Raw genomic sequence first — 13,959 nt, forward strand, 5'->3', positions numbered from 1 at the left:
ATGTTTTTTAGTATATATTTAATTATAATTCTATAAAATGTTAAAATTTTAAAATTAATCAAACTGTTTGTTGATAAAATATTATCTTAACGGATCTAAATTTAAAACTTTTAACCATGAAAAAAACATTCTTATTTTTCTTTATGACATTCCTGATGTCATGGAGTGTTCTTAATGCGCAAAATGGATTTGATTACATTATTATGTTGGATAATGGAGGAACTACTACCAAACAAGAATATATCAAGATGAGGCGGGGTGCCAATAAGCTAATGGAACAGCTTTTGGCTTGTAATCCTGAAAGCAGATTTGCAGTAGTACAATATGGAACAGGAGTGTTCGATAACGATACGGGAGTATATAAACCTTTAATTTACATTGAATCTGATTTTACCAACGATCTTTTAATAGCACAGAATTTTGAACGCCGACTGGATTTTGGAGATAATTTCCAAAAATCAGTAGGATTGGTTGGTGATGCTTTAGATGGAGTTTCAAATACTGATATCATAAGCCCTCAAAAAACATTAAATAAAATACAGATTGGAAGGGTCATTGTCTTTACTGATGCAGAAAGAGATTCAAACAGTCTTAGTTCACATCTTGTAGATCCTGCTTTTGCTTCAAATTATGGTTCCTATGATGCATTTGCCAATGTGATGAATTTTAAAATAGACAGAGCCATAAGATTTACAGTAGTTCATGTGAGTACAGATAATAATGCAATTCTTGCAGCTGCATCTATTGCAAGTAGTGAGGGGGCTTACACGGATCAATATGAAATGGTTGCTGCGGATCCTAGTAATGGGCATCCAAGATCTTATTTTAATAGAACTAACGGTTTTGGAATGTATGATTATGAAGTGAATTACTGGAAAAATTTGGCTGCATATATATGTCTTTCTAATGGGATGGGAACTCTGGATTTTCTTTATGAACCAGGTGCGTGTATATCGGGTACTTCTGATCTTACTGGAGCTTATGTGCTTCCGGCTGGGGCTACGTTGCAGGAGCTTAAGTTGGAATTAATCAATATGCAGACGGGTGCAGTATATCCTATGGAATCTGATCCTGTATTTGGAACGGGAAATTCTTTTAAATATAATTTCACTCCTTACAGTTTTGCTCATGCATTGAATGCTGGGTCAACAGGTCTACATAAGTTTAGGGTGAAGATGATATCCAATGCTCCTAATAGTTCTGTTGCATATAGCTGGAATAAGTACCCATTTTTCGATTATGATATTAATTTAGATTGTCCAATGCTTCTGAGCGCAAAGTCTTCTGTGGGAGAAAAAATGTTGAAGCTAACCCCAAATCCTACCAACGGATTATTTAAAGTAATCCTGAACAAAGACATTAAATCAGGAACATTGGAAGTAAGAGATTTAATTGGAAATATGGTTTATAATAAAGTGCTTCGTGGAGACAAAGAAATAGAAGTAGATCTGAGCTCCAGAAAAGAAGGAGTGTATATTGTTAATGTAACAACAGATAAAAACGAAAAATATTCAGAAAAGATCATCAAGAAATAGATAAAAGTAAAACTGCTCGAAAGAGCAGTTTTTTTATGCTTTATTTTAAAAAAGATATTTAAGAGTAAAAAAAATTACAATGATCTATGACCTCATTTTTTAAATCACTATCTCACTCTAAACGAAATGCATGAACAATCTCAAATTAAAATGAAAACCAATAAAAACAAAAACCAAAGCAAAATAAAATTTACTCTGGTTTAATTATTTATTTTTGTCCCGTAATCTATATCAGATTTTCAGGATTAGTTGGCTTTACCTATACTATTCCACAATAATGTTTAGTATATTAGATTGTGAGCTTATCTTGTTTTTTGTACGCAAAACTTCCTCCGGGCCAAGCATTTCCTCTCGGAAAGCTTCTTCATAAGGATAGATTTTAAAATCGAACCTACTTTTGGGTATGGTAAAAGTCCCCTTTTCTTTAGCCTTCATTTTCATATGGAAAATCAGGCTTTTTATATAAGGGACACCATCTAGTGTGGCCATTCGCTTGCCTGTTTCGTTTACGTTCCAGTGATAACTTGCTACATTAAAATGGGCATCTATGTATTTTTTAAAACCTACGATACCTACTTCATAATCTACGTTTCCCACATCAATCACTTCGAATAAAGCCTCGGGTGCGCCCTTTTTAACTAAATCTGCCGGAGTAAATTTAGAGATCTGAGAGAATTTAGAATATTCATACAATGAGAGCTTAATTGTATCATTAACATGGTAGCGATCTTTGTCTGTTTTTAATACCAATTTCACTGCATTATTGTCTACATTCTGTTCTTTCACAACTTCAATAGTTTCTGCTTTGCTTTTATAGGTCTTTCCACCTATTTTTGCTTCTATAATGGGAAGGTTTGACTTGCCCAGTACTGCTGCTTCAAAAAAGATATCGTAGAAATAATATTCTCCATCTGATTTTATTTCTTTTTCAATCTTTGTACCATCTAATTCCATATCTGTCTTTGAGGGAGCCGAAAGGACTTTGATGCTTCCATTATCAGGTTGGTTCCTAAAAAATAGTCTTAGAGTTACAGATCTATTTAATTCGACTTTGGGCTGAAATACTAGCCATATGCTTTCATCATCTTGAGTCTTTAGTGATCCATTGCAAGAAAGTAGGCTGAATAAGAAAAATAAACATAAAATTTTGATTGTAATAGTTTTCATTTTTTTGAGTGATTAAAAAAGTTTATATACTACTTTGTGATCTTTAATCTCACTATTGAATGTACCTAAGATATTAAAAGTAAACCAATAAGGAATTAAGAAGAATTCGGAAATATATAAAAATATCAATTTCTTCTGTTATGGTGTAGTGAATTTTAAAATATCTTTCACCTTATTTTTACTCCTGTCATTGTTTTTTTTGAGATACTTTAAACCTATTTTACAGCATTACAAAGGAGAGGCTTTCTCCAAAAAGTGAGATGGCTTTTTATGGCAAAAGAGAAAGTTTTGCTTCCTGGTGGTTGTCAATTAAATGATGACTCATAAAAGGGTTGATAATTTTTACCAATAATGCTGGAGAGTTTCATGTTGAAAAATAGCTTTATAATTTATTTTTAATTTTATTCATCAATTGTCTATTTTTAATGCAAAACTTTTGTAGATTCGCGTCTTTAATAATGGATATGAAAAATAAAACTCTACCTATTCTGTTTGCAGTGTTTTCTGTATTTCCGGCTATTGCTTTCGGACAAGATAATGAATCGCTTATTAAGGATTATATTTCTCAAAATAAAATAAGAGAATATAAAAAATCTGATCTCAATAATTTTGTTGTAGATAATGTAGATCCGTCAAAATCATTAAATGGTAATGTTGTAAAATTTTTACAGACTTATAAAGGCTTACCAATATATAATTCTGTAGGAACTGCTCTTATTAAGGATAATAAAGTTGTTTATTACACGGATAATTTTGTAAAAGATTATACTGTATCTGCATCTGGTAATGTGGCTGTTAGTAAAACGGCTGCACTTCATACCATAGCAGACGATTTAAAGAAAAAGGAGATTAGTGACTTTCTTATTCGTGATTTTGCAGGAGAAGCTACGGAAGGCAAAAAAGTTGCAAAGCAAAGACTTGTATATGTAGAGCATAAAGGAAGTTTAAAACTTGCTTATGAGTATCTGTTAAGAGAACCAAAATCACCAAGCTATTGGACTTATCTGATTGATACCAATACAGGTGAGATCTTGGATAAAACCGACCTGAATGTATCTTGTAGTTTTCATCCGGGAGCTTATTCTCACAGTCATTCAGAGATGGACTTTGTTCAAAATAACCCGACAGGTCCGTCAACAACAAATACTCAGTTTACTCCTTTCCTGGTACCAGATAATGCCAGCTATAATGTTTTCGCTTTACCAGTAGAAGCTCCAACATTTGGTTCAAGACAAATCATTTCTAATCCATGGTATTTGCCGGCTTCCCCGGAAGGATGGCATTTTGATGGAGAAAATCGTTATACCATTACAAGAGGAAATAATGTATACGCTTATGAAGATACAGCAAATGCTGATGCTCCTGGCCTTTCTCCTGATGGTGGAGCAACCAGAAATTTTGATTTTCCATTCAGTATAAACGGAACGCCAGCAGCTAATCAGAATGCTTCTATTACCAATTTGTTCTATTTGAATAATAAAATTCATGATGTATTTTATAAATTCGGATTTACAGAAACAGCAAGAAACTTTCAACAGAGTAACTTCGGAAATGGTGGATTAGGTAATGATTATGTAGAAGCAGAGGGACAAGATGGAGGTGGACTTAATAATGCCAACTTTGGTACTCCTTCAGACGGAAATAAACCATATATGCAGATGTATTTATGGTCTGCAGTAAATCAGCTGTTCTTTTACAATACTCCAGGAGCAGCGGTAGCTCGTAAACCTATTACCGGAACTGCTGAGTTTGGCCCTGCATTAACAGGTACTGCAATAACCGGAGATGTACAACTGGCTTCAAACGTAACTGGCTGTACAGCATTACCAGCGGGATCACTTACTGGTAAAATAGGCCTTATTGAAAGAGGAGGTGGAACGAATTGTGGCTTTGCAGTTAAAACAAAAAATGCTCAGGATGCAGGTGCTATAGCTGTAGTGATCTATAATAATGCAACAGCTACAAATTTCCCATCGGGAATGGGTGGATCAGATCCTTCTATTACAATTCCTACAGTTTCTATTGAAAATTCTGAAGGAGAGTATATCAAGACTCAGCTTACAGCCAACACAACAGTAAATATTACGCTTAAAAATGATCCTGCTACAAGTGTTACTCCGGATGGAAGTTTTGATAATGGAATTGTAACCCACGAATATGGACATGGAATATCGAACAGATTAACAGGTACAGGATCAGGATGTTTATCTACATCTGTGAGTAGAGAACAAATGGGAGAAGGATGGTCTGATTTCTTTGCTTTGATGCTTACCAACAGACCTGGAGATAATGCTTCAGTAGCAAGAGGTATGGGAACTTACGCCGGTGGAGAAGAAATAACAGGTGGCGGGATCAGACCAGCTAAATACTCTCCGAATTTTGCTGTGAATCCTTATACTTATGGAGCGACTAATCAAATGCAGTATACAAATACTAACGGTGCTTTGGTTACTGATTCTCATTCTATTGGCTTCGTTTGGGCAACTATGTTATGGGATCTTCATTGGAAGTATGTGGAAAAATATGGATATTCTTCAGATGTAATGTCAACTACACCTAATGGAAGTTCAAAAGTATTACAATTAGTAACAGATGCTTTAAAGCTTCAAGGGTGTAATCCTAGCTTTATTGATGGAAGAAACGCCATATTAGCAGCAGATGTAGCAACAACAAACGGTCAGGATAAATGTATGATCTGGAAAGTTTTTGCAAAAAGAGGACTTGGTGTAGGAGCTTCAGCAGGAGTTAAGAATGTTATTACGGATCAGGTGGAAAATTTTAATATACCAGAAGAATGTGCTTCACTAGGTACAGATGAAGTTACTTCATATAAAGATCAAAAAATTTCGATTTATCCGAACCCTGCAAAAGATGAGTTTTATATTAATTTCCCAAGCAAAACTCTTGGAAAAGTAAGTGTAGAGCTGTATGATATGTCTGGTAAATTAGTTTCTTCAGAAGATAAGATTTCTCCTGAAAATAAAAAGGCAATTTCTACAAGTCGCCTGATAAACGGTACTTATATCGTGAAAGTGAAAGGACTTGGTTTTGAGTCTAATTCTAAAGTGATTGTTAAAAAATAACTAACTATATAATCAATTTGAAAGATCGCCGCAAGCAAAGCTTGCGGCGATCTCGTTTATCTATCATGCCTATACTTCAAAATAATTTAATTTATATGTTGTACCTTTGCAGGCTGTTAAAAAAATTATGAAGAAGAAAAATATACTAAAAGGTGTTTTATTTGTAGGAATTGGTGCTAGTATATACGGAATGTTGGCCACTTTTGTGAAAATGGCCTATCATGATGGTTTTACAACATCTGAAGTAACAACATCCCAATTTGTACTAGGTTTAGCAGGACTTTTGATCCTGAATTTGATTCAAACTCTAACCTCAAAAAAGAAATTATCAATGCCAAGCTCCAAAGAGGTCAGAATGCTGATGCTTGCCGGAACGTCATTGGGAGGAACAAGTTTGTTTTATTATATCGCAGTTCAATATATCAATGTTTCCATTGCTATTGTATTGCTGATGCAGTCTGTATGGTTCAGTGTAGTGGTGGAAAGTATTATCACCAAGAAACTGCCGAATGCAAGGAAAATTATTGCTGTAATTATAGTATTGCTGGGAACTGTTTTGGCTACCAACCTTATTAATATGGAGATCGAACTGGATTGGCACGGTGTCTTCTGGGGACTGATGGCAGCGGCTTCGTATACATTAACGATGTTTACCTCGAACACATTGGCTACTCATCTGCCTGTTTTCAGAAAGAGTATTATTATGCTTACAGGTGGTTCTATTGTTGTTTTTGCATTCCTGTTCTTTGCACAGATAGGGCCTATGTATTTTGACGGATTAAAAGCTTTCTATTTGAATTTTACAGAAAATACAGAGCATATTCATCCTTTCAATTATTCAATATTCCTGACCTATGGTTTTATTTTAGCTTTGTTTGGAACCATCATTCCACCTATTCTGTTCAATATCGGTTTCCCGAATGCAGGATTAGGACTGGGAAGTATTGTTTCTTCATTGGAGCTTCCGGTTTCCGTCACAATGGCCTTTGTTTTATTGGGCGAAGAAGTATTTTTAATACAGTGGGTAGGGATTGCATTAATTCTTTTTGCTATTGTTTTAATGAACCTTCCATCCAAAAAAGAAAAAGAAGTTTCTATAGCAGAATTGTCTTAAAAAATAATATTTAACTAAAAATAACAGTTGAAAACCGTTCCTTTTGGAGCGGTTTTTTTAATTTTAAAACCTTAAAAATAAAGTACCATGAGATATTTCAGAAATATAGCCACTGCAATACTATTCGTAACCGGATCAGGAGTTCTGTTTTCACAGACAAAACCTTTTGATGCTATGTTGTCTGAGTATCAATATCCTTACGAAGTACATTTTAAGAATTTAAAATCGCAGGGTAATGATCTGAAGATGGCTTATATGGATGTGAAGCCTCAAAAAGCCAACGGGAAAACCATTCTGCTTCTCCATGGGAAAAATTTTAATGGTGCTTATTGGGAAAGAACGGCCAAAGATCTTTCAGAAAAGGGATTCAGGGTCATTATTCCGGATCAGATTGGGTTTGGGAAATCATCAAAACCTCACAGTTATCAGTTTTCTTTTTCACAACTGGCCGAAAATACAAAAGCTATTCTCGATGAATTAGGGATTGATAAAACCATTGTTCTGGGACATTCAATGGGTGGAATGGTTGCTACAAGGTTTACTTTGCTTTATCCTGAAAAAGTTCAGAAGTTGATTCTTGAAAACCCTATCGGACTTGAAGATTATAAGACATTTGCTGCCTATCAGAATATAGACCAGGCTTACCAATCGGAGCTTAAGAATACAGCTGAAACCTATAAGAATTATCAGTTGAAATTCTATTATGACAATAAATGGAAGGCAGAATACCAGCCATGGCTTGATCTTATTGCTGGTTGGACTCTTCATAAAGACTATCCGCTGGTGGCATGGGATGCTGCTCTGACTTCAGATATGATCTATAACCAGCCTGTTTGTTATGAATTCAAAAATATAAAAGCCCCTACTTTACTCATCATTGGGACGAGAGATCGGACAGCAATAGGAAAAGACAGAGCTCCCAAGGAACTTCAGTCCAAAATGGGGCAGTATCAGGAACTGGGAAAGAAAACTCAGCGTGAAATTGAAGGATCCCAGTTGGTGGAACTTGAGAATGTAGGCCATCTCCCACATATTGAAGTGTATCCTAAGTTTTTTGAAGCTTTATATAATTTTATTAAATAGTCTGAACAAGTTTTTGGCACAATGAAATTTATGCAATCTGGCTGTAGTAAGGAGTTGAAGTAGTTGTAGGGTTTCCTATTTATCCAAAATGGGTGATAAACAGAATTTTATTAACTTTGGGGAAACACTAAAGATACGCTAAGTTAATAATGTCGGAGATCAGATTATCTAAAAAACAAATTTTACATAGGCTAAATACGATCAAAATAAAACCTTCCGGACTTCAAGGGAGAAGGTATGGAGTATCTGTGAAATACTATTCTGATAATGAAGAAAAACCTTCCAAAAGAATAGATTATACCATAGCCGCCAATCTGAACGTTGAGTATGGTAAAGGATCATTAAGCATTAATAAGGAAGATATTTTTTACAACCAGCATGAGGCAGACCAGATCAATGAGATTATTTCATCAGCATTATCTGCCACCATTTATCCTGTAGAAGTAGATCTTAATGAAAAAGGAACGGGAACAGGTGAGATTATCAATCATGATAAGATGCTGGAAAGGTGGAAGATTCAAAAATCAAAAATATCCGATAAATACAGCAGTAAAGAATTGGATGATTTTTTTGCCAGTTTTGAAAGTAAGCTTCAAAATAAAGCCGTTATTGAACAAAGTCTGCACAATGACTGGTTCTGGAACTTGTTTTTTCATTCCAAATTCGTTCATTACGGAGATACCAGAAAGGTTGAAAGAGATCTTTATCTTTCCGTGATTCCTTATCGTGGACCGTTAAAATTTTCAGGAGTACAGACTATCGATAAATTTCCTACAGATTACCATTCCTTTGTCATAGAGTTTGAAAGTGAAGAACTATTGGCTCCACGGTATTTTTATCCTGAGGGTCACCATGATGATAGTACTCTTTATATGACGCTTAAGGTGATTTTCGATCATGATCTGTACCACCATTTTCCGATGCACACAAGAGCTTATTTTGAAGTATTCTCAAGAGATTGGTCGGGGAAAAAAGTATTCGTGAAAAAGATCCATTATACCCAGTATCAGTTGGGTTCAGAAGAATATAAAGACAAAGTATTGGATGAAAGTAGTCCTTTTATTACAGGTGGCCTTGTAAAAGTTCCGCCTAATAAATGGGGATTTGATAATTTCGAAAGAATAGAAAATGACTGGTAAAACGTATCGGTTCAGGAAAAAGACTTATTTTTACAAAAACACACCAAATGTCACTAAAAGAAAAAGTAGTACAGGGAGCTGTCTGCCAATGTAAATTTGGCTCGGCTCCAGATAAACTGAAAGTACTTACGCAGACCAAATATTATGTGAATGACAATGCTGGTAGCAGTAAACTTGCGGCTACCCATAAAGATATCGGAGCTACCTTTGAGAAGAATACTTTCGGTTCATGCGCCAAAAAAAATAATACCCCATGCTCAGCCGTAGTAACCCAATGGAGCGGCTATTACGAAAAAGAACTCTACGATCCACCCGGAGGCTATATCCTGCTGCAAGACAGCAAAGCAACCTGTCCCATCGGAGGAACAGACTGTATTTCTATCATTAAATCCGGACAAATGGGAGAACCTACCAAAAAGAACCTTCAGAACGCAGATAGTGAATTGCAGTCGCATGTGAATCCTGTGATGGATATGAAGAACTATAATGAAAAAGAGGCTTATAAAACTAATTTTTAAAGAAAACCATGGGTACAGCAGGGATTAAAAAAGCATTAATTAAAGATGCCAAGCAGAATGTAAAACCATATAATAATAGCTTTCTTGTAGAATTAGGACACGGAAACGATTCTTTTACAGCTTATATTGATAAATCTTGTTTGGGGCCGGGAACAGGAAATCCTGAAACTACAATTCAGGGAGTAAAATGGTTTCTGGTAAGAGAGCATGTTTGGTCCAGTTATAAACGGGCATATTCTAAGCTCAGCCCTAGTGATTTTTTTGCAAAATTAACTACCGAAGAGAAGGGGCTTAAAACCTTTGAGGGGAATAACTTAGTTGTGGATGTCAATAGTTTTAATGATGGTAAAGTTGGTGATCTTGGAGTTATTCATTTATTAATTCCTTATAGTGTTTTCCCTGAGACAGACCAAACAACCGCATTGAGAGTTGTCCCTTTAGGCAAACCTCAGGTTTTATACTGTCATTTTAAATTTCCAGAAACGGGATATGTTCCACTTGAAAACAGTGAAACAAAAGCTGGCTATGGGCAGACCGTTAATATAGAGGTCTATACACACTTAATGCCTGATTATAGGAACCGTTCAGATAAATTTGTTTTTGATGTTGAGCTTATCAATAAAGGAAAGACTGTTGCTAAACTGGAAAAACAGGAAATCACAAATAGAGAGGTAGGTACATTTGATTACAATCCAACTAAAATCTTAAAATTTACAATTGATGCTGATTGGCAGAAAAATCATGTTGATAAAAAAATCGATGAAAAGTTTTATCTTAAGCTAAAAGGTTACATTGGTTATTCTGGTCCTGTTTTACTTCCTGCAGGTTATGTAGCTCCTATTGGAGAATATGACTCAGAAAAAGTAACATCATTTTGGCGCAGATTAGAAAATGGCAGATGGATATATGATACTTCTAATGAGCTACTTGTTCCTTTTGATAAGATGAGTGATCTCTTGAGTAAATTTGAGGTAGAAAAGAACAATCAGATACAATATATAGGAGATATACGTTATACTCAAAAGGGTATTGACCCCTGTGGTTATAGTACCATTACTATAAAAGATGAAAGTGACCCCGATAGAGATGCTTTAGTAATATTTGATGAAAATGATACTAAGAATCCCATCGACCGTACTGCACAAACATTTGGGATAATTACGGGGGATGAGAGAAAAAATATATCTATTAAATTAGGTGGTTTAACAAACAAGAATGTTTTATGTAATGGTCTTCTTTTATTAGAGCCAGGGCAAAAACATAATGAAGTGAAACATGTTTTTCAGATAGATAGAGTAATGCCTGCTTTAAGGGATAAAGATGGGGTTTATGTAGTGTTGCAGGACCCGCAACAGAAAGGAGATGTAGATGTTGTTCCGGATAAACAGAGAGGACCTTCTAAAGATGTAGGTGATGTACAACAGTGGAAAGAAAAAGTAGACTTTAACTTCGAAGGAGAGGATAAAATGATGCTTATGTTGAGGTATGCTTATAATAAAACTTTCTTTGAAGGAAATGTAGGTAAATATCCGGCTGCAATTGTAAATCAATTATGGTTATTTAACTATTTCATATTAACAGAGGATTTAGTTCAAACGTATTTTGTACCTATTTCTACGTGTCGTTATCCTAACCAGATTGCAAAAATAAAAGTATATCCTAATGTAAGTTGGACCTTCCATCTTAACTATGGTATGAAAAACCCTTTATATTATAGGGATACCTGGGTTGAAATGCGACAACATAGGGTAGAAGCAGCAGTTGTTAGGGCTCAGGCGGCTGATATTGATGGCTATGACGGTACAGTAGAAACAAAGTTTGGTTTATCAATAGAAGCAAAATGGAATAAAACAGAAACTGCTAAATTAGACCAAAAGATTTCGGAAAAAGTAAAACTTATCATTGGTTCTTTTGTCAAGATAAAACAATTTGTTGATAAGGTAACTGGTCGTGATAGAGGAAATTCAACTGAAGGTCTCAGAGGGAATGTATTGGAAAGAGTTCGTAGAATTCCGCTAAGCATTGAAGTGTTATCTCCACAAATTTCTATTGGTGCCGGATGGGAATATAAATTTGGTAGAAAGGAAAAAGGTGAAGATAATATATTAGCTCCAACTCTTGGTTTGGTTGCAAAAGCAGATCCTGTAATTGGAGCAGAAGCTATTATTGACTTGATAGCATGGGGTAAAAAATTACACCCTGCAGCTGAAGCAGTAATTACATCATTAGATTTATTGGCCTATGCAGCAAATGCGACTGTTCGATTTGATCTTAAATTTTATGGAAAGCTTGTCATTGAGGGAAATATAGAACTAAGTAAATTAAAAAAAGAAGGCACTTTAAAAGCGGAAGGCCAATTTGGATTTAGCTTAACTTTATCTGCAAAAGCTACTGGAAAAGTAAAAGCAGTCATTTATGAAGCTGATTTTGATTTTGAAGCAAGAGCTGAAGGAAAAGGTTATTTTTCATTAGGCCTTTCAGCTGGGCTTGATGATGTTAAAGGGTTATATTTACAACCTATTGTTAGACACTCTGGAATTAAAATAACACTAACTTTTGTTGGGAAATTTGCAAGTACGGAAAGGGAAACAGCAGAAGAGTTTATTGTTATTAAGGAAGATAAATTAGATATTGATAAAAAATATTATTTAAATGATTAAAAAAAGTATAAAAATAATCTGCATAACATTTTCATGCTTCATATATAGCTGCTCACAAGGTAATAAAGAACAAAAACAAAATAATACAATTCAAACAAAGACAGAAGACATGATGATATCAGAAATAGAGCAAAAAGTAAACTCGTTCTCATCTCGCCCATATTATAGTGTTGATTTTGATAACAGTAATAGTGGATGCCAATTTGAAATATTGATAAATGATATTCCAGTTGCCAAAAAAATAGGTATAGGAGGTGCATTAACATCTTCTGCTCCTATTAATTCTTGTATTCTGAATAGTGGTAAACAAAAACTTAAAATTAAGTTGTATCCTAATATTGGGAAAAATCAATTAACAGTTTCAGATAAGAATACTCCTTTATTTACCCTTTCAATTGCTTATCGAAAAGATGCTTGGGACTATAATGATATTAATGAAGTTCTTGTTTTTCAACTTCCCTCCATTCCTATTCCTGAATCTGGACTTCCTTACTTTGAAAAAGAATTTGAATTTGATGCGGAAGTTCCTTACCAGTTTGAAGGATGGTCAAATTCTAAGGATTTAACAAAAGTTGCTGATATAGAACAAAAAGTATTAGATAAATATAAAGAAATACAAAGACTTCTAGCCAATAAAGATTATTCAACTTTTGAAAAAATGAAGAAACAAAAGGATTCTGAAATGAATATTTCTTTTTATCTAAAGCCTAACGAAATTATTGAAGGTGTGAAATTTGATAAAGATGCCTTTACAGAAAAAAATGCTGTTGTACAACCATTAGATAATGCAAAAGTTGTTTTTTATGGCTATAATAGACTCGTTACATTAGAGAATATAAGTGATAAAGGATCAGCATTGAGAACTAAAATTAAGCATGAAGCAAAAGATGGAAAAGTAAAAGAAGAAACAATTAAATTTCCAATCCTATTTCATATGTCACAAAATTCTGATGAATTGGAAGTGATAAGATAATTTTTAGTTACTTTTTAACATGAGCGAAAATAAGAGTTCCGGTTTTTTTATTACGACACTTTACATCTCTTTTATCTTTGTATTGCTTACATTGGGCACTGGGGGAATTTTTTATAGTATCCAGAAATTAGGAAAAAATTTTAGTTTAGTTGTTTTTGGAAATAAAACAACGGGTAAAATTATAGGTTATGAGGGGAGTTATTCCACTAATAACAAAGGAAATTCTACAAAAATGTATTCACCGCTCATACAATATGAAGATAATAAAGGTATTGTAAGAGAGTATCATTCAGATTACAGCAGCAGTAGTCAGGAGAATGATGATGAGGTAACCATGTATTACAATTCCGAAAAACCACAAAAAGCAACAAGAGGTGGTTTTCTGAATCTCTTTTTCTGGCCCTTTTTAATTCTGGGAATGTCTGTTTTGGCACTATCCGTAGGTTGTTATTTTGGACAGCCAATATTTGTTGTTATAAAAAAAATTGTAAAGAAGATCTTTAGTTTTTTGCAGTAATTAATGTTTTTAATTTGCTGGATAATAGTTGGTTGTGAAATTTGTAAATGATGAACCCCAAAATGTATATATTCTTATTTCTAATGATGGTTGGGATATTCAATTGTTCTCATATTTATGGACAAGTAAAAGAAAACATCATCAGTTCCATCCATTCATATAGTACCACA

At 34.3% G+C, this 13,959-nt stretch carries 10 protein-coding genes; 9 read left to right on the forward strand and 1 reads right to left on the reverse strand.

The features are described from left to right. Positions 1-116 precede the first annotated feature (116 nt). Entirely contained in the window at positions 117-1,535 is a 1,419-nt protein-coding gene (locus BLS98_RS01775; RefSeq protein WP_089733000.1) for a T9SS type A sorting domain-containing protein, read from the forward strand. A gap of 264 nt (positions 1,536-1,799) precedes the next feature. Here BLS98_RS01775 and BLS98_RS01780 read toward each other — a convergent pair whose 3' ends face one another. Continuing rightward, positions 1,800-2,489, reverse strand: a complete 690-nt coding sequence (locus BLS98_RS01780; RefSeq protein WP_228425434.1) for a hypothetical protein — start codon at positions 2,487-2,489, stop codon at positions 1,800-1,802. A 677-nt stretch (positions 2,490-3,166) separates the two neighbouring features. Here BLS98_RS01780 and BLS98_RS01785 point away from each other — a divergent pair. From BLS98_RS01785 to BLS98_RS01820, 8 genes are all read left to right on the forward strand, one after another. Continuing rightward, complete coding sequence (locus BLS98_RS01785) at positions 3,167-5,785, forward strand: T9SS-dependent M36 family metallopeptidase (RefSeq protein WP_228425436.1); 2,619 nt, start codon at positions 3,167-3,169, stop codon at positions 5,783-5,785. A 127-nt stretch (positions 5,786-5,912) separates the two neighbouring features. After that, the gene (locus BLS98_RS01790) at positions 5,913-6,899 is read left to right on the forward strand and encodes an EamA family transporter (RefSeq protein ID WP_089733005.1); all 987 of its coding nucleotides are present in this window, start codon (positions 5,913-5,915) and stop codon (positions 6,897-6,899) included. A gap of 87 nt (positions 6,900-6,986) precedes the next feature. Further along, positions 6,987-7,982: an alpha/beta fold hydrolase gene (locus BLS98_RS01795; protein ID WP_089733006.1), complete on the forward strand. Its 996-nt coding sequence runs from the start codon at positions 6,987-6,989 to the stop codon at positions 7,980-7,982. Between the two features lie 149 nt (positions 7,983-8,131). Further along, entirely contained in the window at positions 8,132-9,121 is a 990-nt protein-coding gene (locus BLS98_RS01800) for a hypothetical protein (protein WP_089733008.1), read from the forward strand. Between the two features lie 47 nt (positions 9,122-9,168). Continuing rightward, a complete protein-coding gene (locus BLS98_RS01805) occupies positions 9,169-9,639 on the forward strand; it encodes a DUF4280 domain-containing protein (RefSeq protein ID WP_089733010.1) in 471 nt (156 codons plus the stop codon). 8 nt (positions 9,640-9,647) lie between these two features. Beyond that, entirely contained in the window at positions 9,648-12,299 is a 2,652-nt protein-coding gene (locus BLS98_RS01810; RefSeq protein WP_089733011.1) for a hypothetical protein, read from the forward strand. Next, entirely contained in the window at positions 12,292-13,272 is a 981-nt protein-coding gene (locus BLS98_RS01815; protein ID WP_139166059.1) for a hypothetical protein, read from the forward strand. The genes BLS98_RS01810 and BLS98_RS01815 overlap by 8 nt, the downstream gene beginning before the upstream one ends. Positions 13,273-13,291: 19 nt before the next feature. Next, positions 13,292-13,789: a DUF3592 domain-containing protein gene (locus BLS98_RS01820; RefSeq protein WP_089733015.1), complete on the forward strand. Its 498-nt coding sequence runs from the start codon at positions 13,292-13,294 to the stop codon at positions 13,787-13,789. The last annotated feature ends 170 nt before the right edge of the window (positions 13,790-13,959 follow it).

Source organism: Chryseobacterium jejuense (genome assembly GCF_900100075.1).
GTDB lineage: Bacteria > Bacteroidota > Bacteroidia > Flavobacteriales > Weeksellaceae > Chryseobacterium > Chryseobacterium jejuense.

Excerpts from the sequence above, each read along its gene's own strand:
- BLS98_RS01775 (WP_089733000.1), top strand. The coding sequence starts at position 117 with ATGAAAAAAACATTCTTATTTTTCTTTATGACATTCCTGATGTCATGG.
- BLS98_RS01780 (WP_228425434.1), bottom strand. The coding sequence starts at position 2,489 with ATGGAATTAGATGGTACAAAGATTGAAAAAGAAATAAAATCAGATGGA.
- BLS98_RS01785 (WP_228425436.1), top strand. The coding sequence starts at position 3,167 with ATGAAAAATAAAACTCTACCTATTCTGTTTGCAGTGTTTTCTGTATTT.
- BLS98_RS01790 (WP_089733005.1), top strand. The coding sequence starts at position 5,913 with ATGAAGAAGAAAAATATACTAAAAGGTGTTTTATTTGTAGGAATTGGT.
- BLS98_RS01795 (WP_089733006.1), top strand. The coding sequence starts at position 6,987 with ATGAGATATTTCAGAAATATAGCCACTGCAATACTATTCGTAACCGGA.
- BLS98_RS01800 (WP_089733008.1), top strand. The coding sequence starts at position 8,132 with ATGTCGGAGATCAGATTATCTAAAAAACAAATTTTACATAGGCTAAAT.
- BLS98_RS01805 (WP_089733010.1), top strand. The coding sequence starts at position 9,169 with ATGTCACTAAAAGAAAAAGTAGTACAGGGAGCTGTCTGCCAATGTAAA.
- BLS98_RS01810 (WP_089733011.1), top strand. The coding sequence starts at position 9,648 with ATGGGTACAGCAGGGATTAAAAAAGCATTAATTAAAGATGCCAAGCAG.
- BLS98_RS01815 (WP_139166059.1), top strand. The coding sequence starts at position 12,292 with ATGATTAAAAAAAGTATAAAAATAATCTGCATAACATTTTCATGCTTC.
- BLS98_RS01820 (WP_089733015.1), top strand. The coding sequence starts at position 13,292 with ATGAGCGAAAATAAGAGTTCCGGTTTTTTTATTACGACACTTTACATC.